Below are 22,618 nucleotides of genomic sequence, written 5' to 3' on the forward strand. Positions count from 1 at the left end.
TTGCTATCTTAAGCAGTTCATTCAGATGCATTTAAAAAGCTAAAAACGTTATGAAATCAGCCGTAAGAGTACAATTGTCCTTCATGATGTTCCTCGAATTCTTTATCTGGGGAGCATGGTTTGTGACACTGGGTACGTTCGTATTAAAAAATCTGCAGGACACCAACGCCAACCAGGTGAGCGTTGCGTTCCTCACCCAATCGATCGGGGCTGTGATTGCACCTTTCATCGTGGGTATCATTGCGGACCGTTTTATTTCCGCCCAGGTGATCCTTGGCGCCATTCACCTGATCGGGGCAGCCCTGTTATGGACCTGTTCCGGTATGACCAGCTTCGACAGCTTTTATCCCGTACTGCTGGTGTACATGATCCTGTACATGCCAACACTGGCGCTGGTAAACTCCATCTCCTTCCGGCAGATGAGCGATCCCAGCAAGGAGTTCTCCACCATCCGCGTATTCGGCACCTTCGGCTGGATCATTGCCGGGCTGCTGATCGGCTGGCTCAACTGGGAGAAATCCAACACCCTCGGCCTCACCTTTAAGATGGCTGCCGGCGCATCACTGCTGCTGGGCCTCTTCAGCTTTACGCTGCCCAAAACGCCACCGGCTAAAAAAGGTACCGAGATCTCTGTAAAAGAAATCCTCGGCCTGGACGCCATCCGGATGCTGAAAAACCGCTCTTACCTGCTGTTTTTCCTGGCTTCCATCGCTATCTGTATCCCGCTGGCGTTCTATTACAACTTCACCAATCCGTTCCTGAATGAAATTGGTATGACTGCCGCCGCCGGTAAACAATCCCTCGGCCAGATGTCCGAATTTTTCTTCATGCTGGTAATGCCGCTCTTCTTTGTCCGCCTGGGCGTGAAAAAGATGCTGGCGCTGGGTATGCTGGCGTGGGTGCTGCGTTATGTGCTGTTTGCCTACGGTAATGTGGATTCCAATTACTGGATGCTGATCGTAGGTATCGTGCTGCATGGTATCTGCTACGACTTCTTCTTTGTTACCGGTCAGATTTACACCGATAAGCTGGCAGGGGAAGAATTCAAAAGCTCTGCGCAGGGTTTCGTTACCCTCGCTACGTACGGTGTAGGCATGCTGATCGGTTTCCTGATCTCCGGTCCTATCGTAGAGTCTTACAAAACCGCCTCCGGTCACAACTGGCAAGGCGTCTGGCTGATCCCTGCCGGTATCGCCGCCGCTGTGCTGGTGCTGTTTATGCTGCTCTTCCAGGACAAAACAGAAAAGATTTGATTATTTGATTATTTGGCTATTGGGGTATTTGATTTACGGATTTTGGAATTTTTTGATTTACAGATTTTTGGGGTTAAATATGGGGAGATTGATATAATATCGAATTTAAAATTTAAAAATTTGGGTATTTAATATTTGATATTAAAATTTTCTTCTCCCAAAATCCGTAAATCAAAAAATTCCAAAATCCGTAAATCAAATATCTAAATTGTCTTAATAAAAAGTGCTTTCCCTAAAGTGTGGTTAACCTCTACCTCCGTTAATACGCCGTTGGTATACTTATAGATGTTTTTCTTGCCTTCCGGCAGTGCCAGTTCGTACTGGCCGCTTCCCAGTGCGCGGAGGGGCAGGAATCTGCCCAGCGCTTCCGAAAAGATACGCGACACCTGTTTAGGTTCCGAAAAATAGAGATCGGCTACGCAATGCGCTATTTCCGTGTTGCCGATCACTGAACGGGCGCCGTTCAATATTATCGTATAGTCGTTTCCGTTACGGCGCGTTGTCGTTTCCTTATCTTCTCCTTTTTTCCCTGCCACGCGGGTAGACCTGGCCAGGGTGAGCACGTTGTTGTCGTACTCATTGAGGATATCGCTGTTGACTTTTGCCAGTAGTGTCTGAATACGTGTTTTAATCGTGATACTCTTGGCAGATCCGGTTACTTTACGTTGTGCTTCGATAGTGCCCACTGCATGATTGGCGATCCGTACTTCAAAAGTGGTCGTTTGGGCATGTGCCGGGAGGTAGAATACAGCTACCGTTGCAACGCATAATAATACACGAAAAAGGCATTTCATAAATAGGAGGCTTAAACTAAAAAATTAAACATCAAAGGGGAGGTAGCTGTAATAGTCCCCTTATTGAAAATACAAAAAATCCCTGAAGTTTGGCGCCTGCCCGTCCTGTTGATACAGCAGGGGCGCAGCAGAGATGGTCTCCGTTGCGCCCCTGGCCTGTCTAACGCATTAGCGTTTATTATCTTATAACATTTCCTTAATGCGGGTAATGAGTTCTCCCTTGGTGATGGGAACGCCCATGATTTTATGATATCCCTGCGCATCTATGAGGTATTGATCGCGGATAATTTTGATCAGCTGACCATTGTTGATTTCCGGTATCAGTACTTTATCGTAGCTGTGGAGTATTTCACCCAGATTTTTCGGGAACGGGCGCATATGGCGGATATGAGCGTGGGCTACCTGGTGGCCTTCGGCGAGCAGGTCCAGCACGGCGCTTTTAATGGCGCCAAAGGTGGAGCCCCAGCCGAGCACCAGCACTTTACCTTTTTCCGGGCCGACTTCAATTTTCTGCGGCGGAATATGGTCAGCGATCTTATCTACTTTTTCCTGGCGGATTTTCACCATCAGCTGGTGGTTTTCAGGATCGTAGCTAACGTTGCCGGTGATATTTTGTTTTTCGAGGCCGCCGATACGGTGTTCCAGGCCGGGGGTGCCGGGCACTGCCCAGGGGCGGACCAGGTTTTCGTCACGATGGTAAGGCAGGAAGTGTTCTTCTCCTTCTTCCAGTTGTTTTTTGAATTTCACTTCGATGGCCGGCAGGTCAGCGCTTTTCGGGAAGCGCCATGGTTCGGCGCCGTTGGCGATATAGCCGTCGCTGAGGAAGATCACCGGTGTCATGTGCTGCACGCTGATACGGAACGCTTCATAGATGGCAGAGAAGCAGTCGGCCGGCGTGGAAGCGGAGATGATCGGCATGGGACATTCGCCGTTACGGCCATAATAAGCCTGCAACAGGTCAGATTGTTCCGTTTTCGTAGGCAAACCGGTAGAGGGGCCGCCACGCTGAATGTCAACGATCAGCAGCGGAATTTCCAGCATCACGGCCAGGCCCATGGCTTCGCCTTTCAGGGCCATACCGGGGCCGGAGGTGGTGGTTATGCCCATATGGCCGCCGTAGGAGGCGCCGATGGCGGAGGTGATACCGGCAATTTCGTCTTCCGCCTGGAAGGTGCGGATGCCGAAATTTTTGAAGCGGCTCAGTTCATGCAGGATATCAGAAGCCGGTGTGATGGGATAGGTACCCAGGAATATCGGCAGATTGGCTTTTTGGGAGGCTGCCACCAGGCCGTAGGCCAGGGCGGTGTTACCGGTAATGCTGCGGTAGGTGCCCGGCTCCATGCGGGCTTTTTCCACGCGATAGCGGGTGGTAAAGGCCTCTACGGTATCTGCGAAGTTGTAACCGGCACGCAGTACTTTCAGGTTACTGTCCAGGATTTCCGGTTTTTTGCCGAATTTCTCCTGGAGGAAAGCTTCTGTACTTTCCATGCTACGGTCGTACAGCCAGTAGAGGAAACCCAGCACGAACATATTTTTGGCGCGATCTTTCTCTTTCATGCCCAGGGAAGTCTCTTTCAGTGCTTCACGGGTCATTTTGGTAACGTCCATCACATGGAGCTGGTAGTTGGCCAGGGAGCCGTCTTCCAGCGGATTAACGCCTTCGGGGTAGTTGGCCAGCCGGAGGTTTTTGGCATCGAAGCCGTCGGTATTGGCGATAATGATACCGCCTTTTTTAAGTCCTTTCAGGTTGGCTTTCAGGGCGGCGGCGTTCATGGCTACCAGTACGTCGCAGGCGTCGCCCGGGGTGAATATTCTGTTGGAAGAAAAATGAAGCTGGAAACCGCTCACGCCCGCCAGGGTACCCTGCGGGGCCCGTATTTCGGCCGGAAAGTCCGGAAATGTGCTCAGGTCATTGCCGATCAGCGCGGTATTATTGGAAAACTGGGTACCTGTCAACTGCATCCCGTCTCCACTATCGCCCGCAAATTTTATCACTACATCATCCAGTTGTTGAATCGAAGTATTAGACATCTATTATTCTTTTAAGGTATCTTAGTATAAGGTATTCTGTATAAAACAGGTGTAAATTTAGGCAATCGGCGGATGTTATGGCCAAACCTGCGCAAAATCATGTCCATTTATCTACAAAAGTACACAAATCCAGTAGACTATTACTGCCAGAAAAGGGCTTTCACATTACTTCTTGTTATGGGTGATAACTAGAGGTTATTGACCAATAATTGCTAATTTTAATACAAATTCAGCGGTAACGGGAGCTGGATGTCAAATCAAATCGTACTTTTATCCCGTTAATAATTTTAAACTATATTTTATGGCACTGTTTCAATCGAACAACCCTGTACTCAAAGAAAGTATTTTTGACAAGGCTGCTCATTCTGATGGCGCTACCATGAGCATCCGTGGTACTGTTAACAAAATGTCTTTTCTGCTGATCATGCTGATGGCAGCAGCTGTTTTCTCCTATGGTCAATTTGTAAAAGGCAGCTCCAACGTTTTTCCGCTGGTTATCGGCGGCGCCATTGGTGGCTTTATACTGGCACTGGTTATTATTTTCAAGAAAGAATGGTCCGGCTACCTGGCACCTGCTTACGCACTGGCAGAGGGTCTTTTCCTCGGCGGCATCTCCGCGATGTTTAACGCACAGTGGCAGGGAATTGTACTGCAGGCGGTAGGCCTCACCTTCGGCACCTTCATCGCCATGCTGGTACTGTACCGCACCGGCGTTATCCGCGCTACCGAACGTTTTAAATCTATCGTGATGACCGCTACCCTTGGCATCGGTATCTTTTACCTGATTGCGCTGGTACTGCGTTTATTCCATATTGAAATGCCGTTGATCCACAGCAGTGGTACTTTCGGCATCGTGTTCTCCGTGATCGTGGTAGCTATTGCCGCGCTGAACCTGATACTGGACTTCGACATGATTGAACAGGGTGCGGCCATGGGCGCTCCCAAGTATTTTGAATGGTATGCTTCTTTCGGCCTGCTGGTGACCCTGGTATGGTTGTACCTCGAAATCCTGCGCCTGCTGAGCAAATTAAACAGAAGATAAACGATCGTTTTTCCCTGTATAGCAAAAGTCTCCCGGTAAACCGGGAGACTTTTTTGTTTTGTTAATGTCTTCCAAAAGAATTGTTAAAGGGGATATACCTGCTGTTTTATGGCACCGTGTTTGCAAAACTACCATCAGTTCTTTACATCAAAAAAAGCGATAGCAATATGCTGACACCTTTACTTTAACCATAGAATCTTTATTGTTTAACTGTTAAATCGTGTGCTATGAAAAAATTGAAAGTAACCATGTTGGCATTGGCAGCAGTAGCGTTTGGAACCTTTGCTTTCAAAGGAATTGAGGGTGGCTCTATCACAGGTAAAGTAACACCTGCAGATGCCGCTACTGAGGCACTGGCTATCACTGGAACAGACACGTTAAAATCACCTGTCAACGACGGTGCTTTTAGCTTTCAGAATGCCAAATCAGGGACCTATACAGTGATTATAGGCGCGAAGGCTCCTTTTAAACCTGCCACCATCGCAGATGTGAAAGTAGAAGATGGAAAGGCGACTGATTTGGGAGAAATTAAACTGACAAATTAATCAAGAGCAATAGTTGGTTTTCATAGGGGTTAATCAAAAGCCGGTTCCGTACGTCTGTACGGCCGGCTTATTTTTTTTAGGTACCTCCGTAGGGGTAATTGTTTCTTCAGCCGTCATTTTTGCATAGCCCCCTAAAATGACTTTTTATGAAGAAACAAGCTATCATAACTTACACCAGTCTCAGTGTGAGCTGGTTATTACTGATGCTGGCGATCTTTACCCTTATCCTGAGCGGTTGCGCCCGGGACCAGATAGCCGGATCAGGCCATATTGTGGCGGAAACCCGCAACACCTCTCCTTTTTCAGAAGTGGAAATATCCGGTCCGTTTGAAGTGCACCTGGTGCAGGACAGTACCGCAGCCGTAGAGATCAGGGCGGAAGACAATGTTATTGGCGCTATCGAGACCAATACCAGCAGCAATACCCTGTTCATCCGTTTGCGGAACCGGGTGAGGCTGTGGCGTCATATGCCGATACAGGTGTTTGTGCACAGCCGCAGTTACCAGCGTATTAACTTCGCCGGCTCCGGCAGTCTGGATAATAAGGACACCTTACAAAGCAACACCTTTTCCTACCAGATTGACGGCAGCGCCAACGCAGCGCTGGCAGTCGCTGTACAGGAACTGCATACCCGGATCAACGGTTCGGGCAACCTCGATCTTAAAGGCAAGGCCATTTCCCTCAACAGCGCCATTAACGGCAGCGGTCAGGTCGCAGCGCTTGACCTCGATACCCAGCAGGCCGATATTACCATCAGAGGATCCGGCGACCACACCATACGCGTACAGAACCAGCTGTCTGTAGGCATTTACGGCAGCGGTGACGTGACCTATGCCGGTAATCCGCAAAAAGTACAAACGAATATTAAAGGATCAGGCAAAGTAAAGAAGATCTGATTCGTATAACCTGCACTGTTAGACTGTGATTATTCACAGTATATACAATGGAAGGGTCTCTGCAGCTGTAGCGGAGGCCCTTTTTCATTGAGGGACTTAGATATTTTGGTATTTGGTTATTTTGATATTTTGATATTGGGTTTAGGAAGCACGTGGTTCTATAGTGATGGGGGCGCAGGCATTCCCGAAAAAAATAGCCATTGGGAAGAACCCAATGGCTAAATATCTAAATAACTAAATTTTCAAATAATCAGGCGCCGCCCAGTTTGCATTTCTGCAGTACTTCCCAGGATTTGCCGTTATGACGCAGGAAGTAGAGGTTGTTTACTTTGAAAGTAGCCTCGTATTCCTTGTTTTCGTATTCGGGCCAGGCCTTGTTGAACTGTTCGTCGTCCAGGTCTTTAAATGCAACGGTTACGTGCGGTGTAAAGCCGGTACGTGCCAGCATGGTGCTGAATCCGAATTCCTTACGCAGGAAGTTGATCAGCTGGCGATGCATGGTGGCCATGGTCTCGCTTTTTTCCACGTTGATGAACAGGACGCGGTTCTGTTTGTTCGGGAAGGTACCGAAGCCTTTCAGGGACACTTCAAAAGGAGCCTGTGTTTTAGCGAATTCCGTCAGTTCATCGCAGAAGGCTTTTTCCAGTGCCGGGTCGGCTGTAAAAGGTACCTGCAGGGTGATGTGAGGCAGTACTTTCAATGCGTACATTGGTCCGTATTGTTCAGCAAACTCCTGTTTTATCTTGATGATTTCCTTACCTACTTCTGCAGTGGGCAGCAGTGCAATAAAGTAAATCTTATTATCTGGTTTGGGTTCGAAGCGTCTGTTCTGGCCACCGGGTCTTGGTCTGCCGCCGCCGCCGCGATTGTAGCCGCCACCACCGCCACCGCGGTTATAGCCTCCGCCGCCGCGATCGTAACCACCACCGCCACCGCGATTGTAGCCTCCGCCACCGCCGCCACGGTCGTAACCACCACCGCCACCGCGGTTGTAGCCTCCGCCACCGCCGCCACGGTCGTAACCACCACCGCCACCGCGGTTGTAGCCACCACCACCGCCACCGCGGTCGTAACCACCACCGCCACCGCGGTCGTAACCACCACCGCCACGATCGTAGCCGCCACCACCTTCGCGGTTATAGCCACCGCCGTCGCGGTTGTATCCACCACCACGATCATAGCCGCCACCACCGCGATCATAACCACCACCGCCGCCGCGGTCATATCCGCCGCCGCCACGATCGTAGCCACCTTCACGATTGTAACCGCCATCGCGGTTGTACTCAGTACGGGGGCGATACCCACCCTCGCGATTGTAATCAGTACGTGGACGACGTTCCCCGTCTCCACCGTTGTAGTCGGGTTTTCCACCCTCCCGCTCATTGTTTAAGTTGGGTCTGTAGTCACCTCTCTCCTTGTTGGGATCATTCTCTTTGTTGGTATCAGAAGAGTAGGGCCTGCGGGGGCGTTCGTTTCTCTCAAAATTCATCTTACTTAATTAAGCGTTTGAAGCAATATTAGCTATGATTTCATAAAAATGAAACACATCTTGATAAGAGTTATACATCGGCGCCGGCGAAACCCTGATGACTCCGGGTTCCCTCCAGTCAACGATTATACCGGCATCCGTCATTTGCTGATGTATCTCTTTTCCTTTTTCCAGGAACAGCAAAGATAGTTGTGCGCCACGTTCATTACAATTTTTAGGTGTAATAATTTCAAAATTAATGCCTTTCAACTGCTGCAGCAAAAACTCCAGGTAATTGGTCAGTCCCTGGCTTTTTTCTCTCAAAGCGCCGATACCGGCTGCTTCAAATAGTTCGAGGGATGCTTTCAGGCTTACCATGTTAAAGACCTGAGCGGTACTTTGTTGCCATCCTTCGGCTTCTTTCTTAGGCACAAACCCTTTTTCCATTTTAAAACGTGCACTCTCTTCGTTGCCCCACCAGCCACCCAGGCGGAGAAATCCGCGGTCGCTGGCATATTTTTCATGCACAAAGGCGCCTCCTACTGCGCCGGGACCTCCGTTAAGGTACTTATATGAACACCAAACGGCAAAATCTACGTCCCAATTGTGCAAAGACACCGGAATATTTCCTGCTACGTGCGCCAGATCGAAACCGGCATAAGCACCTGCCTGATGGGCAGCAGCCGTAATAGCGGGTATATCAAAATATTGTCCGGTGTAATAATTAATCCCTCCGAATAAAACTAATGCTAAGCTATCACTTTCCTTGTTAATAATATCTAAAATATCTTCTAATCTTATTAAATGTTCTCCGGCCCTGGGGGAAACCTCAATAATGGCTGTTTCCGGGTCAAAACCATGAAACCTGACCTGCGTTTCCACCGCGTATTGGTCGCTCGGAAAAGCTCCTGCCTCCATTAACACCTTAAACCGCTGTTTGGTTGGCCGGTAAAAACTCAGCATCATCAGGTGTAAATTAACAGTGAGTGTATTCATCACCGTTAGCTCCTGCCGGCTCGCTCCCATCATTCCGGTCAGCGGCTGGCTGCAATATTGCTGATAATAAAGCCAGGGATTCTTGGCCGCCCAGTATCCTTCTACTGCACACTGCTGCCAATCTGCCAATTCCTGTTCTATCGCTGATTTTACGTTTTTAGGCTGTAATCCGAGTGAATTGCCACATAAATAAATTGCGTCCTTTCCTTTTCTTTGGGGGAAATAAAACTGCTCCCTGAATTTATTTAATGGATCCTGCCGGTCCTGCTCTTTAGCAAATGCTAAGGTTGCTACGTACTTCATGGTCTTCCAATCTTTAGCCAGTCTTTCCGATTTTAATGGCTGAGGGTATCGCTCGCTGATACCACTATCTTTCCTTCGCTAAAATCTAATTCTGTACAATTTCTACATCTAATAAAACAGGCAACCCTGTATAACTGTTTAAAACAGACCGTCTTCTGTCAAAAATTTAACTTCCGATAATCATATGGCATATAAGGCTAAGGCTGTATATAGCTAGTAACGTGAACGCTCTGAGGGTCAAATGTAACAATAGCTATCGAATTGCCCACCATCCTGATTGTTAAAATTTGTTAACAACAATAAAAATATGGTTTCATCCACAATATACAAAAAAAAATCCGTCCTGAAGAATCAGGACGGAGACTGTTAACCTACAACTGTTACACTGTATTACTAAAAGATGTAATTATCATGTCATTAATTCACGGAAACCCCCACCTTGGCGTTCTTCCGGTGAATCTCCTCCTGCTGCTCCTTTTCAGGGGCCGGGAAGAAATTATAAGGCTTCGGTGACATATACTTCGGATCATGCAGCTTCTTCACCTCGTCTTTCTTCATAAATAATTTTAATATCAGCACCAGGAAAGGCACATACTTCAGTGTCCTGGACATTTTATAGCGGTCCAGCACATCGATGGAGCGCTTGTTCATGGCATACATCACCGGCACCAGGATCAGGGTCAGGAAGGTCGCAAAAATCAACCCAAACACCATCGTCCAGGCCAGCGGGCCCCAGAAGGCCACGTTGTCCCCGCCGAAGAAAATATGCGGCTTAAACTCGCTGAACAGGGTGGCAAAGTCAATGTTAAAGCCCACTGCCAGCGGAATCAGTCCCAGGATGGCCGCGATTGCGGTCAGCAGCACCGGCGTCATACGGGTTTTGCCCGCCTCCACCACAGCCTCATACACCGGCATATGCTGCATTACCAGCAGGTCGGTAAATTCTACCAGCACGATGCCATTCCGCACCACAATGCCTGCCAGCGCCATAATACCCACCCCGGTCATCACAATGGAAATATCCATTTTAAAGATGGAGAAGCCCAGGAACACCCCGATGATACTGAACAGGATCTCCATGAAGATCACCAGCGGCCGCCCGATGGAGTTGAACTGCGTCACCATGATCATCAGGATCAGCCCGAACGCGCCCAGCATGGCCATCAGGAGGAAATTCATCGTCTCCTGCTGGTCTTCCTGCTCACCGGTCATCTTGATTGTCACGGAGTTAGGATGACTGAAATCATTCAGCGCTGTCTGGATATGCTGTACTACCTCGTTGGCGTTAAAGCCGGTCAACACGTTGGAATACAAGGTGATAACCCGTTTCTGGTCAATACGCTTGATACCGGCGTAAGTGTTGGAATAGTGAATATCCGCCACTGCCGACAGCGGCACCTGGCGCACTGCGCCGCCCATATTCATGTCCCTGTACACCAGGTTGAGGTTCATCAGGTTATTGATGTTGTTACGCTGATTCTCCTGCAATCTTACCATGATCTTGTATTCATCTTTGGCATCCCTGATTTTGGACGCTTCAAAGCCGAACAAGGCGGTACGCAGGGCCCCACCGATCTGGCGGGTGGAAATGCCCTCATTGTTGGCCCTCTCCCTGTCAATGTTCACCACGATCTCGGGTTTGTTGGCCTCAAAGTCGCTTTTCAGCTCTTCCACGCCGTCAATACGCAGCGAATCGAGGTAACGTTTAAGCCTGAACGAAGAACTGGTCAGCTCGTCAAAATTGTCACCGGAGATTTCAATGTTGATCGGTTTACCGGTGGGAGGGCCGCCCTGTTCCTGTTCTACGGTAATATTCGTGCCCGGGATGCCTTTTACGGCCGTACGGATCTTATCGAGGTACTGGACGGTGGATTGTCCGTTACGGGCGCCGAATTCAACGAAAGCCACGGTCACCTTCCCTTTCTGCGGCTGGGTGCTCATGTCCATCTGCGACGGGTCGCCGGCGCCTTTGGCCACGTTGGAAATAATAGACTCCACGATAGGATTGCTGGCGCCCACTACTTTCGTGATGCGGTCTTCCACGATATGGGTGATGGAGTCGGTGTATTTCTGGTCGGTACCGTTGGGCAATTCTATGTAGGTGTAGATAAAGTTCGGATCTGCCTGCGGGAAGAACACCACTTTCGGGTTGCGGATACCGGTAAGGATGATACTGAAGATCAGCAGCGCGAAAGTGGCTACCAGGATCCATACCGGACGCCAGCCCACGAGGCACCATTTCAGGATATGTTTGTAGCGTTCCTGTACTTTAGGCCAGAATTTGTGCTGGAAGTGGCGTGCCACGCCGCCCAGCCAGAAGCGTTCCAGCACGATCATCAGGTAGGCGAAAATCACAAAGTTGCCCACGCCCACGCTGCCGTTGACATATCCGAGCAATGCGATCACGGCGAATACGGCGGTCAGTATCCGGAACTTACGGTCAAACTTCGGTTTGGGATGATCTTCTCCTTCGTGGCGGTCCATAAAGTCCACCGCAAACACCGGGTTAATGATGTAAGCCACTACCAGCGAGGCTCCCAGCGTAGTGATCAGGGTCACCGGCAGGTAGAACATGAATTTACCGATAACGCCGGGCCAGAATAACAGCGGTACGAAAGGCGCCAGCACGGTCAGGGTTCCTGACAATACGGGCAAGAACACCTCTCCCGCCGCTATCTTGGCGGCTCTTACTATACCCAGGTCTTTTCGTTCGTTAAAAATACGGTGTACGTTTTCAATCACCACGATGGCGTCGTCTACCACGATACCCAATGCCAGCAGGAAGGAGAACAGCACCATCATATTGAGGGTGAACCCGTATACCGGCATCAGCAGGAAGGCGATGAACATGGAGATGGGCACCGACAGCGCCACGAAGATGGCGTTCACCGCGCCCATGAAGAACATGAGGATAACGGTTACCAGGATGAAGCCGATGATAATGGTATTGATCAGGTCATGCAGGGTAACGCGGGTGGATTTGGACTGATCGGCGGTGATGGTCACATGCAGCCCTTTCGGGAAGTAGTTGGCTTCCATGTCTGCCTTGATCGCCTGTATTTTATCAGACGCATCGATCAGGTTTTTACCGCTTTGTTTGATGACGTTGAGGGTAATTACGTTTTTACCGGCGAGGCGGGCGTAGCTTTCCTGTTCGAGGAAGCCGTCCACCACGTCTGCCACGTCTTTCAGGTAAACGGTGGCGCCGGACTGTCCGCGGACGATGATGTTACCGATCTTCGCAGGGTCCTTGTATTCGCCTTTTACGCTGAGGGTTCGTTTCTGGCCGTCCATCGTTACGAGGCCGCCGGAGATGGTGATGTTTTCCCCCTGGATAGCGCCGACGATGTCTTCGAAACCGATCCTGGCGGCATCCATTTTATATTTATCGACATTGATCTGTATCTCTCTTTCCAGTTCCCCTACCAGGTCTACCCGGGTGATTTCGTTGAGCGCCTCGATGCGGTCTTTCATATCATCTGCATACCGTTTCAGTGTCTGCAGGTCAAAATCGCCGGAGAGGTTTACGTTCATGATGGGGATCTGGGACACGTCAATTTTTACGATCTGCGGTTCCTGTGTCAGGTCTTTCGGCAGGTCTTTTTTCGCGTCGTCCACTTTCTCCCTTACCTGCTGGCGGGCTGCTTCGATGTCTTCATTGGCGTTGAATTCGATGGTAATGGCGGAGAAGTCCTGCATGGAGGTGCTTTTGATCTTCTTTACGCCGGAGATGCCGTTGAGTTGTTTCTCGATGGGCTTTGTCACCAGTGTTTCCATATCTTCCGGGGAAGTACCGGCATAGATGGTGTTGATATAAAACTGCGGGAACACCACTTCCGGGAATTGCTCCTTGGGCAGGTTGATATAGGAAAATATACCCGCCAGCGCGATGATAATGGTGGCAACATAGATGCTCACCTTATTATCGATCGACCAGCTGGTGGGTTTAAATTCTTTATGGAGATTGTCTTGCATAAACTTGGTTTTAGCTGTTAGTGGTCAGCATTACAGTTTGATCAGGTCATTATCATTGAGGCCCTGATAACCGGTGGTGATGATTTTATCACCGGTTTTTAAGCCGTCTTTGATTTCAGCCTTATCGTTATAGGTGCGTCCCACTTCGACGGTCCTGCGCAGGGAGGCCAGCTGTCCGTTTTTGGATTCAGCCACCATCACGAAGGGTTTACCGGAAGAGTACTGGATGAGGTTTACCGGAATTACGACAGCGTTGCTGGTAGTATAGTCCACAATTTTGATATGCGCGATCATGTTAGGACGTATGGCGTTATCGGGCTTCAGCGGCACTTCGATTTTGATGGTGCGGCTGAGCGGGTCGATGGTCCGGGAAGCGAAGGAGATGTTTGTTTTGATCTCGCGGTTGATATCCGGGAAAGACAGGATAACGCGGTCCCCTGTTTTCAGGAGGCCGGCATACGCTTCCGCCACGTTGGCGGTCACTTTCAGGTTGTTGGCGTTCACTACGCGGAAGGTAGGATTACCGGGAGTGGCGTTGTCTCCTACCTTGGCGATCACCGCATCCACGGTGCCGCTGATGGGGGCGATGATGCGGGTTTGGGCCAGCTGGTCCTGCAGGGTGGCCATTTTCCTTTCCAGTGATTCCTTTTGGTTTTTAGCGTTGAGGTACTGTACTTCGGAGCCTATTTTTTGTGACCAGAGGTTTTTCTGTTTTTCGAAGAGGGTGTTGGCCAGGTCCATCTGGGTGCGCAGTTCGGCCATATTGGCTTTCAGCACCTGGTCGTCTACCTGTGCCAGTGTCTGTCCTTTGCTCACCTGCTGGCCTTCTTTCACGTAGATGGCAGTGATGACGCCCATGGTACGGGCAGACACGTTTACGTTTTCGCGGGCGTCCACGCTACCCTGCACATCGATATAATGTTCGAACACGGTGTCTCTTACTTCAGACACGGTAACATCTTTCATCCTGGCTACTGTATCTTTTTTGCCAACTTCTTTCTCAAGGGCGGCGATTTTGGTATCGAGGGCCGCTCTCTCCTTTTTGAGTTTTTCCAGTTGTTCTGCTTTGTTGCCACCGCCGCCGCAGGCAGCTATTACGACAGCGAGCACCGGGACCATGAAAAGATATCTTTTATTCATATAGCTAGTAGTGATAGGTGATTGAAAAGGTTTTGCACTATAGTTTGCCATAAGCTTTGAGCAGGTCTATCCTGGCAACGATGGCGTTGTACAGCGCGGTGAAATAATTGTTCTGGGCGGTGAGCAGGTCGTTTTCGGCTGTCGTCATTTCCAGGCTGGAGCCCACGCCTTCGCGGTATTTGATCTGGGTGGTATTATGTACATCTTCTGCGAGCAGCATATTTTTTTCCTGTGCCTGCAGCGTCAGCACGTTGTTGCGGAAGGTGGAAGCGGACTGTTCTATTTCGAGATCGATGCCCAGTTTGGCATTTTCGATGGCCACTTCACTTTTCTTTACCGCCAGCAGGGCCTGGTCTACCTGCCTTCTGCGTTGCATACCGCTGAAGATGGGCACAGAGAGGTTAAGGCCGGTGTTGAGGTAGCCGTACCACATCTGGCTTTTGAGGTAGTCGAATTTGTCACTGCCGCGGAGCGCGCCGGTAGCGACGAAGAGCTGCAGGGAAGGCAGGCCTTTCAGCTTATATCTTTTCAGGTCGTATTCGTTGGCTTTCTTTTGTGTTTCGAGCAACTGGTATTCGACGCGCTGGGAGTAGTCGAATTTGTCCATATCGGAGATGCTTTCGGCGATCCTTTCGGTGGACAGGGTATCGGTGAGCTCTACCGGTTGTTTCAGCGGCATGCCCATCTGGTATTTGAGTGCAGCCACACCTATTTCCACGAGGTTACGGAGTTTTGTCTGTTCAGTCTGGAGGTTGGTGTACTGTACGACGAGGCGGTCTACGTCCAGTTTTTCGACGAGGCCGTTTTTATTAATTTCTCTGGTATCGTTGAGTAGTTTTTCGAGCGTAGTGATGTTGTTGGTCAGGATAGCCAGTGCTTTCCGGGCTGACAGTACGTTATAATAGGCTTTGTAGACGTTGGCTTTGACGTCTATCTGTGATTTGGCCACATTTTTTGAGACCAGGTCTTCCAGGGTTTTACGTGCCTGTAGGGCCACCAGTACGCTGGGGTCGAAGAGCGTCTGGGTGAGCCTTACTTCGCCCATGAGGTTTTGGGGCAGCTGGAAACTGATCGCGGCAAAGGAATCTTTGGGCGCCCCTGGCATGAAATTGCCGACACTGAACATTTGTTTCTGGACGATCGGGTTGTACTGATACTGGCCGGTACCGTTGATGGTGGGCAGGGCGAGGCCGCTGACTTCTCTGTTTTTGGCCAGCTGGATCAGTTCATCGAGTCTGGCTGTTTTTACCGCCGACTGGTTAGCCAGGGCATAGTCCACTGCTTCCCTGGCCGACAGGCGGACAGGCTCCTGGGAGGTGGTCTGGGCGCCGGCGTTGACAGCCAGCGCGAGCAGCCCCACCATGGAAGCCATGCCGGTGAGCCTTCTGATACGTTGCATAGTTATATGTTTTGCGATAGTTGTTTGTACTTTTCGATAAGCTTGTACCCTTTAGCAGAGGCTACTCCGTACAGAAAATTTTCCAGCAGTACTTTTTGTACCCTGTTCATGTCGGCATTGCCTGTAAACGCTTCGGGCTGGAAGCTGAGCATACATCCGTAAACGCGGTATTGAGTCAGAATTCTGATGTCGAGGTCCGGCCGGTAGAGTCCTTCACTGATGCCACGTTCCAGGTTTTCGCGGATCGTGTTGGCCAGTGAGTTGTTCTGATAGTTCAAAAAAACCTGGTATGCTTTCGCGTGGAACTTTTGCAGGTCGAGCAGGATCACGGGGTTCATGTTTCGCATGCGGCGGTCCAGCATCTCCATAACGAGGAACAGTTCCTCGATGGCGTCTGCTGATTTGTCGCGGTCTGTCAGGCATTCCGCTTCGACGAGGCCGATAAAACGGGTAAGCGCCTGGGTGACCAGGTCGTCTTTATCCATAAAATGGGCATAGAGTGTCTTTTTGGAGATGCCCATTTTTTCAGCGATGTCATCCATGGTGATTGACCTGGTGCCATATTGTCGAAACAGGCCAAAAGCCGTGTCCATGATACGTTCCTGCGGTTCCATAAGAGTGCTTTAACAGGCTTTGTGATGCGAAGACAAAACTATGGAAACTTTTTAAACTTCCAAAGTTTCCAGTATTTATTTTTTATATGTGGCAACACGGAATGGGGATGGCCATGATCACCACTGATCCGCCTGGTTAGCGGCGGTGCAGATCCGATTTAGCGGAGGTGCAGACCCGATTAGCGGCGGTGCAGATGGGTGGCGCCGAAGCCGGGATGCGGCGCCGGGCAGCAGGGGCAGCAGGAAATAGCGCCGGACAGCATGGGATGAAAAAACCTGACAGCAATGGGATAGCGGGCCTCCGGCAATCTTTACAATCAGGCAATACGGAGAGCGGACAATCTTCCGCTTATTTGTCTAATTTTGTGCCTCATTCCTTTTGCCATGTCGCCAAAACTCAGATTAAAAGTGTTTGCGTCCCGTTTATTGCGGTATTTCTTCCAGGGCCTGCTGATACTGGCCCCTATCGGGATCACTGCACTGACATTATATTGGGCGTTTGTTACTATTGACAATCTTATTCCGAAGGAGATCATTCCGGACGACACCTCATTCAACTTTTTAAAATACAAGGGCGTAGGGTTTGCGCTGGTATTGGTATTAGTGGTAGTGGTAGGGTATCTGAGTTCTTCTTTTATTATCGGGCGGATCTTCGATCTGTTTGACCATCTGCTGGAGCGTACTCCATTTATCAAATACATTTACACTTCTATCAAGGATGTATTCGATGCTTTTGTGGGAGAGAAGAAAAAGTTCGACCATCCTGTGCTGGTACAGATTTACGGCGTGGATGTATGGGAGATGGGATTTATTACCCAGACGGACGTGACCAGTCTGGGCATGGAAGGTTACATGGCCGTTTATGTGCCGCACGCCTACGCTATTACCGGTAAGGTGTTTATTGTGCCGAAGGAGCGGGTGAAACCGCTGGAAAACGTTTCGGCCGGAGAGGCCATGAAATTTGCCGTCAGCGGCGGCGTCACCAATATTTAGTCAATGGGTTATTTAGAAATTTGGTTATTTAATTCTTACGGATGCTTGGCCAATTTGGGATAAATAGCTAAATTTCTAAATAACCGGATTTCTAAATTGTTTGTTATGTTAACCCGTATCCTGAAGCAGCGTTTCGCTGTAAGTTTCACTTTTATATTAATGATGTATGCCGGCAAGGCTGGTGGCTGGGGCTTTTTCGCCCACGAGCGGATCAACCGGCTGGCGGTCTTTTGTCTGCCGCCGGAGATGCTGGTGTTGTACAAGCCGCAGCTGGAGTATATCCGTGTGCACGCTACCGATCCGGATAAACGGCGGTATATGGTGGCTGCCGAGGCGCCGCGGCACTACCTGGACATAGACGTGCTGGACCGGCCGCCTTACCGGCAGATACCGCACAGCTGGCAGGAGGCGGTAGCGCGGTACGGGGCCGATTCGCTGCAGCGCAACGGTATATTGCCCTGGCACCTGGAAAAGATCATGTTTATGCTGACGAAGGCGTTCCGGGAGCGGGACCAGCAGCGGATATTGCAGTTATCGGCAGAAGCCGGGCATTACGTGGCGGACGCACATGTGCCGCTGCATGCCTGTTCCAATCACAACGGGCAGTTCACCGGGCAGACGGGCATCCACGGGCTGTGGGAGTCGCGCATCCCGGAGTTGCTGGCGGACGCGGAGTTTGACTACTGGGCCGGCAAAGCGCGCTATATCAGCGACTGGCGGGCCTATGTATGGCAGATCGTCACCAGCAGCGGCCTGGCAGCGGATACCGTTTTACAAAAAGAAAAGCAGTTATGTGAACAGACGCCGCCGGCTCAGCGTTATGCATATGAAGTCAGGAACGGCGTGTTAACGAGAACTTACGCTGAAGGTTATACGAAAGCGTATCACCAGTTGTTGGGAGGCATGACAGCGCGGCGGATGAAACAGGCTATAGCCGCCGTGGCGGCCTGCTGGTATACTGCCTGGGTAAATGCAGGACAGCCCTCTCTGAGGGAGCTTCATCACACAAGCCTTACAGAGAGCGAGCTACAGGAGTTCGAACAGCTGCAACGGCGGTGGACAGAGGGACGCATGCTGGGCAGAACAGAATAAACGGGCAAAATATTTCGGCTGATACTGAATAATTGGAAAAGAAATTTTATCTTTGTTCCTACCGTCTTTTAACCTATCCTACACCACGCGCCTTACAGGTTTTAAAACACCCGTGCCGTTTTTTTTCCGTTTCCTTAGAAAAACCAAAACAAAGTGGAAAGATCAAAAAATGAATTTAATCTAGATCGTAACATGAAGGTGCATAATTTTAACGCAGGTCCTTCTGTATTGCCCAACGAGGTATTATACAAAGCCAGTAAAGCGCTGATCGATTTTGAGGGATCAGGGATGTCTATACTGGAAATAGGCCACAGAACGGAGCCGTTTGTAGCGGTGATGGAAGAGGCGCGTAACCTGGTTAGGGAACTGATGCAGCTTGATGATGACTTCGAGGTGCTGTATTTACATGGAGGCGCCACCACGCAGTTTATGCAGGTGCCCATGAATCTGCTGGAAAGCAGTGAGACAGCGGCATATGTCGATACCGGCGTATGGTCCAACAAGGCTATCAAGGAAGCGAAATTGTTTGGCTTCGTCGATGTAGTAGCCAGCTCCAAAGACAGTAACTACAACCACATCCCCAAGCAGTTCAACATTCCCCCACAGGCCAGCTACCTGCATATTACCACTAACAATACCATCTACGGTACCCAGTGGCATATGACCCCGGTAACAGACGTTCCCCTGATTGCGGATATGAGCAGCGACATTATGAGCCGCTCCATGGATTTCAACAAATACTCGCTGATCTACGCCGGTGTTCAGAAGAACATGGGCGCTGCCGGCGCTACCATGGTGGCCATCCGTAAAAGCATGCTCGGTAAAGTATCCCGTAAAATCCCGGCTATACTGGATTACAAGAATCACATAGACAACGGGTCTATGCTGAACACCCCTCCCGTATTTGCGGTATATATCTCCATGCTCACCCTTCGCTGGTTAAAAGAGCAGGGCGGTATACCGGCCATCGAAAAAATCAACGAGAAAAAGGCAGCCCTGCTGTACGATGAAATTGACCACAACCCGCTGTTCCGTGGTACGGTGGCCAAAGAAGACCGCAGCCTGATGAACGCCTGCTTCATCATGGACAAGCCTGAAATGGAAGAGGAATTTTTGAAATTCTGTAAGAAAGAAGATATTGTTGGCATTAAGGGACACCGCCTCTCCGGTGGTTTCCGGGTATCCATGTACAATGCTTTGCCCTACGAAAGCGTAGAAGTAATGGTGGAAGCCATGAAATACTTCTCCCTGAAGAAAGCTTAAACAATTACGAATTACGAATTACGGATTACGAATTAAGGTTTCTGACTGAATCCACAACTCAGTTAGAAAGCCTTAATTCGCAATCCGTTACTGTATTCGCACTTTTTCGTAATTCGTAATTCGTAATTCGTAATTGTTTTTATTACTTTTACCCTCATCTACATTTTTATCATGGCTATTATCAGACCTTTTAAAGGATTAAGGCCCAAAGAAGAACTGGCGGCACAAGTAGCTGCAAGGCCTTATGACGTACTCAGTTCGGACGAAGCTAAAGCTGCCGCCGCCGGTAATCCGTATTCGTATTATCATGTTTCCAAATCTGAAATAGATCTGCCGGAAGGGATAGACACCCACAGCCAGCAGGTATACGATAAAGCGGCCGAAAACCTGCAACGCCTGGTAAAGGAAGGCGTACTGTTCCAGGAAGCACAACCCGCCTACTACATCTACAAACTGGTAATGAACGGCCGCGCCCAGACAGGCCTGGTATGTGCATCCTCCGTAGATGACTACAATAAAGGCATTATCAAAAAACATGAGTTTACGCGCCCGGACAAGGAACTGGACCGTATCAACCATATTAAAACCACGCTGGCCCAGACAGGCAACGTTTTCCTGGCATACAACGACGTACCGGAAGTCAACGCCCTGATCGACCACTGGCAAAACAATAACAAACCGGCATACGACTTCACTGCGGATGACGGTATCCGGCATACCATCTGGGTGGTCAACACCCCCGCCGCCGTACAGGAAATCACTACGCTGTTCGCCGAAAAAGTGCCCTGCACGTATATCGCCGACGGGCACCACCGTGCTGCGTCCGCCAGCCTGGTACAGAAAGAATTCCAGGAAAAAGGTACCATCACTTCCGTGGAAAACCCGGTGAACTATTTCCTGACCACCATCTTCCCTGCCAGCCAGCTCGCTATCCTGGACTATAACCGCCTGGTGAAAGACCTCAACGGCCTGAGCAAAGCGGAACTGCTGTCCCGCCTCGACTACGACTTCACTGTAGAAGAAATCGGCCACCAGCCCCAGCAACCTTCCATGCTGCACGAATTCAGCATGTACCTTGAGGGGACCTGGTATCGCCTGGTAGCCAAAGAAGGTACCTATACCACCGATCCTATCGGTATCCTGGACGTGACCATCCTGTCCAACAACATCCTGGACAAACACCTGGGCATCAAAGACCAGCGTACCGACAAACGGATCGACTTCGTGGGCGGTATCCGTGGCTTACAGGAGCTGGTTAAACGGGTAGACAGCGGAGAAATGAAAATCGCTTTCGCCCTGTACCCCGTTACCATCCAGCAATTGTTTGATATTGCCGACAGTGGCAATGTGATGCCTCCTAAAAGCACCTGGTTTGAACCCAAGTTGCGGGATGGCCTGATAACGCATGTGATTTAATCAACATATTTTTACAATATTGCGGTTCCCCTGATGTTTTACCATCAGGGGAATTTTTTTGGCGGATGTTGCCGGCTGTGCCGGCCTGCCCCTACCTCCCCTTTCAAAAATATCACTTCAAACAAATAAATTAAATACATAATATAAAATTTCCTGTCCTTATTTATTTCTGCCGGGAGATTGATCAGCGGCACATTACCCCATTTTCCTTACTTTTACAACAAACGACAGACAGGAATGCATATGAGGTCTTCTTTATTGAAAGCAGTATTTGTTGCGGGGGTATTATTTTCACAAGTGGCGGTGGCGCAGGATGCAAATGAATTATACAGGACCGCTACCAACTTCATGCGTAACGGGGATTATTCCAATGCTGTGCTGGTATTAAACCAGGCTTTACAGTTGGAACCCGACAATTTTGAATACAGGAAACAGCTGGGTTTTACCTTTTACCTGAAAGGAGACCTTAACAAAGCAAAAAATGTGATAGAACCGCTGCTCAGCAGGAAAGAAGCAGACGTACAGGTATTCCAGATTGCCGGCAACATCTACCAGGGACGGGAAGAGTGGAAAACTGCGCAACGGATGTATGAAAAAGCCATCCGCAAATTCCCGAACAGCGGCGAGCTGTACAACGACAACGGTACGCTGGCGATGAACTTCAAGATGTATGACGGCGCACTGCGCTCCTGGCTCAAAGGCATTGAACAGGACCCTACCTTTCCGGGCAACTACTACAATGCCACCAAAACCTACTATTACAGCAACAGCCCTTTGTGGTGCATCTTATATGGTGAAACCTTCATGAACATGGAGAGTTTCACGACCCGGACCGCCGAAATCAGGAACATTGTACTGGAATCGTACAAAAAGTTGTTCAACGACCCGAGCCTGTTCGACAGCATGGTGCCTGAAGAAGAAGGCAGAAAGGGCAAAAAAAGCAAAGGGGACGGCGGTTTCGTCCAGGCTTTCAAACAGTGCATGGGCAAACAGCTGAGCGTGATCACCGGCGGTGTAGACCCGGACGCGCTGATCATGGCCCGCACCCGTTTCCTGCTGGACTGGTACCACTCCTATAGCAACACCTATCCTTATGCGCTCTTTGACTTTCAGCAAACGATGCTGCAGCAGGGTATGTTTGAATCTTACAACCACTGGCTCTTCGGTCCTGCTGCCAATCAGGCCTCCTACAAAGCATGGGTAGCGCTGCATAAACAGGACTATGACGACTTTCTGAAATATCAGCGCAATCATCCGTTGAAACCCAGGCCCGATGAATATTACAATGACGGAAAATTCACGCTGATCAACGCGGGGTATTGAGTTCCCGGGCTTACGCCCCGGGCCACGATGTGAAAAATGCAGCATTGGATTAGCAAGAGAGCCGTTTTTTAAGCT

General features: G+C 49.8%; 17 protein-coding genes. 9 read left to right on the forward strand and 8 right to left on the reverse strand.

Annotated elements, in window-relative coordinates; translation table 11 throughout:
* Positions 1 to 50: 50 nt before the first annotated feature.
* Positions 51 to 1,253: a nucleoside permease gene (locus tag HF324_RS31785; RefSeq protein WP_168807684.1), complete on the forward strand. Its 1,203-nt coding sequence runs from the start codon at positions 51 to 53 to the stop codon at positions 1,251 to 1,253.
* Positions 1,254 to 1,456: 203 nt separating this feature from the next.
* Here the strand turns inward: HF324_RS31785 and HF324_RS31790 are convergent, their stop codons facing one another.
* Both HF324_RS31790 and HF324_RS31795 read right to left on the reverse strand, forming a co-directional pair.
* Positions 1,457 to 2,047, reverse strand: a complete 591-nt coding sequence (locus tag HF324_RS31790; protein ID WP_168807685.1) for a DUF6134 family protein — start codon at positions 2,045 to 2,047, stop codon at positions 1,457 to 1,459.
* Positions 2,048 to 2,230: 183 nt separating this feature from the next.
* On the reverse strand, positions 2,231 to 4,078 hold the full coding sequence (locus HF324_RS31795) for a 2-oxoacid:acceptor oxidoreductase subunit alpha (protein WP_168807686.1): 1,848 nt from the start codon (positions 4,076 to 4,078) through the stop codon (positions 2,231 to 2,233).
* Positions 4,079 to 4,379: 301 nt separating this feature from the next.
* Between HF324_RS31795 and HF324_RS31800 the strand changes: the two genes are divergently transcribed.
* From HF324_RS31800 to HF324_RS31810, 3 genes are all read left to right on the forward strand, one after another.
* Positions 4,380 to 5,120 (forward strand): Bax inhibitor-1/YccA family protein, encoded by a 741-nt coding sequence (locus HF324_RS31800; RefSeq protein ID WP_192023214.1) that lies wholly within the window; start codon positions 4,380 to 4,382, stop codon positions 5,118 to 5,120.
* Between the two features lie 227 nt (positions 5,121 to 5,347).
* Positions 5,348 to 5,665, forward strand: coding sequence for a peptidase associated/transthyretin-like domain-containing protein (locus HF324_RS31805; RefSeq protein ID WP_168807687.1), 318 nt, complete (start codon positions 5,348 to 5,350; stop codon positions 5,663 to 5,665).
* A 146-nt stretch (positions 5,666 to 5,811) separates the two neighbouring features.
* The gene (locus HF324_RS31810; protein ID WP_168861619.1) at positions 5,812 to 6,561 is read left to right on the forward strand and encodes a head GIN domain-containing protein; all 750 of its coding nucleotides are present in this window, start codon (positions 5,812 to 5,814) and stop codon (positions 6,559 to 6,561) included.
* Positions 6,562 to 6,811: 250 nt separating this feature from the next.
* Here HF324_RS31810 and HF324_RS33765 read toward each other — a convergent pair whose 3' ends face one another.
* The 6 genes from HF324_RS33765 to HF324_RS31840 all read right to left on the reverse strand — a co-directional run bounded on the left by HF324_RS33765 (position 6,812) and on the right by HF324_RS31840 (position 16,456).
* Positions 6,812 to 8,050, reverse strand: a complete 1,239-nt coding sequence (locus tag HF324_RS33765) for a 2'-5' RNA ligase family protein (protein ID WP_258539342.1) — start codon at positions 8,048 to 8,050, stop codon at positions 6,812 to 6,814.
* A gap of 9 nt (positions 8,051 to 8,059) precedes the next feature.
* A complete protein-coding gene (gene kynU, locus HF324_RS31820; RefSeq protein WP_168807689.1) occupies positions 8,060 to 9,328 on the reverse strand; it encodes a kynureninase in 1,269 nt (422 codons plus the stop codon).
* 417 nt (positions 9,329 to 9,745) lie between these two features.
* Positions 9,746 to 13,303: an efflux RND transporter permease subunit gene (locus tag HF324_RS31825; RefSeq protein WP_168807690.1), complete on the reverse strand. Its 3,558-nt coding sequence runs from the start codon at positions 13,301 to 13,303 to the stop codon at positions 9,746 to 9,748.
* Positions 13,304 to 13,333: 30 nt separating this feature from the next.
* Positions 13,334 to 14,443: an efflux RND transporter periplasmic adaptor subunit gene (locus HF324_RS31830; RefSeq protein WP_168807691.1), complete on the reverse strand. Its 1,110-nt coding sequence runs from the start codon at positions 14,441 to 14,443 to the stop codon at positions 13,334 to 13,336.
* A 37-nt stretch (positions 14,444 to 14,480) separates the two neighbouring features.
* Entirely contained in the window at positions 14,481 to 15,842 is a 1,362-nt protein-coding gene (locus tag HF324_RS31835) for a TolC family protein (RefSeq protein ID WP_168861620.1), read from the reverse strand.
* 2 nt (positions 15,843 to 15,844) lie between these two features.
* Positions 15,845 to 16,456 carry a TetR/AcrR family transcriptional regulator gene (locus HF324_RS31840; RefSeq protein ID WP_168807693.1) on the reverse strand — a complete coding sequence of 204 codons (612 nt, stop codon included), beginning with the start codon at positions 16,454 to 16,456 and terminating at the stop codon, positions 15,845 to 15,847.
* 384 nt (positions 16,457 to 16,840) lie between these two features.
* Here HF324_RS31840 and HF324_RS31845 point away from each other — a divergent pair, with 384 nt between their 5' ends.
* The 5 genes from HF324_RS31845 (at position 16,841) to HF324_RS31865 (ending at position 22,543) form a co-directional block, all read left to right on the forward strand.
* Positions 16,841 to 17,449, forward strand: coding sequence for a DUF502 domain-containing protein (locus HF324_RS31845; protein WP_168807695.1), 609 nt, complete (start codon positions 16,841 to 16,843; stop codon positions 17,447 to 17,449).
* Between the two features lie 105 nt (positions 17,450 to 17,554).
* Positions 17,555 to 18,541, forward strand: coding sequence for a zinc dependent phospholipase C family protein (locus tag HF324_RS31850; protein ID WP_258539343.1), 987 nt, complete (start codon positions 17,555 to 17,557; stop codon positions 18,539 to 18,541).
* A 192-nt stretch (positions 18,542 to 18,733) separates the two neighbouring features.
* Entirely contained in the window at positions 18,734 to 19,804 is a 1,071-nt protein-coding gene (serC, locus tag HF324_RS31855; RefSeq protein ID WP_168807697.1) for a 3-phosphoserine/phosphohydroxythreonine transaminase, read from the forward strand.
* A gap of 171 nt (positions 19,805 to 19,975) precedes the next feature.
* Positions 19,976 to 21,220, forward strand: coding sequence for a DUF1015 domain-containing protein (locus HF324_RS31860; RefSeq protein WP_168861621.1), 1,245 nt, complete (start codon positions 19,976 to 19,978; stop codon positions 21,218 to 21,220).
* 237 nt (positions 21,221 to 21,457) lie between these two features.
* Positions 21,458 to 22,543: a tetratricopeptide repeat protein gene (locus HF324_RS31865; RefSeq protein WP_193114977.1), complete on the forward strand. Its 1,086-nt coding sequence runs from the start codon at positions 21,458 to 21,460 to the stop codon at positions 22,541 to 22,543.
* Positions 22,544 to 22,618: the final 75 nt, after the last annotated feature.

This window comes from Chitinophaga oryzae (genome assembly GCF_012516375.2).
In the GTDB taxonomy this organism is placed as follows: domain Bacteria; phylum Bacteroidota; class Bacteroidia; order Chitinophagales; family Chitinophagaceae; genus Chitinophaga; species Chitinophaga oryzae.

Excerpts from the sequence above, each read along its gene's own strand:
- HF324_RS31785 (WP_168807684.1), top strand. The coding sequence starts at position 51 with ATGAAATCAGCCGTAAGAGTACAATTGTCCTTCATGATGTTCCTCGAA.
- serC (WP_168807697.1), top strand. The coding sequence starts at position 18,734 with ATGAAGGTGCATAATTTTAACGCAGGTCCTTCTGTATTGCCCAACGAG.
- HF324_RS31840 (WP_168807693.1), bottom strand. The coding sequence starts at position 16,456 with ATGGAACCGCAGGAACGTATCATGGACACGGCTTTTGGCCTGTTTCGA.
- HF324_RS31865 (WP_193114977.1), top strand. The coding sequence starts at position 21,458 with ATGCATATGAGGTCTTCTTTATTGAAAGCAGTATTTGTTGCGGGGGTA.
- HF324_RS31830 (WP_168807691.1), bottom strand. The coding sequence starts at position 14,443 with ATGAATAAAAGATATCTTTTCATGGTCCCGGTGCTCGCTGTCGTAATA.
- HF324_RS31790 (WP_168807685.1), bottom strand. The coding sequence starts at position 2,047 with ATGAAATGCCTTTTTCGTGTATTATTATGCGTTGCAACGGTAGCTGTA.
- HF324_RS31800 (WP_192023214.1), top strand. The coding sequence starts at position 4,380 with ATGGCACTGTTTCAATCGAACAACCCTGTACTCAAAGAAAGTATTTTT.
- HF324_RS31810 (WP_168861619.1), top strand. The coding sequence starts at position 5,812 with ATGAAGAAACAAGCTATCATAACTTACACCAGTCTCAGTGTGAGCTGG.
- HF324_RS31845 (WP_168807695.1), top strand. The coding sequence starts at position 16,841 with ATGTCGCCAAAACTCAGATTAAAAGTGTTTGCGTCCCGTTTATTGCGG.
- kynU (WP_168807689.1), bottom strand. The coding sequence starts at position 9,328 with ATGAAGTACGTAGCAACCTTAGCATTTGCTAAAGAGCAGGACCGGCAG.
- HF324_RS33765 (WP_258539342.1), bottom strand. The coding sequence starts at position 8,050 with ATGAATTTTGAGAGAAACGAACGCCCCCGCAGGCCCTACTCTTCTGAT.
- HF324_RS31795 (WP_168807686.1), bottom strand. The coding sequence starts at position 4,078 with ATGTCTAATACTTCGATTCAACAACTGGATGATGTAGTGATAAAATTT.
- HF324_RS31860 (WP_168861621.1), top strand. The coding sequence starts at position 19,976 with ATGGCTATTATCAGACCTTTTAAAGGATTAAGGCCCAAAGAAGAACTG.
- HF324_RS31805 (WP_168807687.1), top strand. The coding sequence starts at position 5,348 with ATGAAAAAATTGAAAGTAACCATGTTGGCATTGGCAGCAGTAGCGTTT.
- HF324_RS31850 (WP_258539343.1), top strand. The coding sequence starts at position 17,555 with ATGTTAACCCGTATCCTGAAGCAGCGTTTCGCTGTAAGTTTCACTTTT.
- HF324_RS31835 (WP_168861620.1), bottom strand. The coding sequence starts at position 15,842 with ATGCAACGTATCAGAAGGCTCACCGGCATGGCTTCCATGGTGGGGCTG.
- HF324_RS31825 (WP_168807690.1), bottom strand. The coding sequence starts at position 13,303 with ATGCAAGACAATCTCCATAAAGAATTTAAACCCACCAGCTGGTCGATC.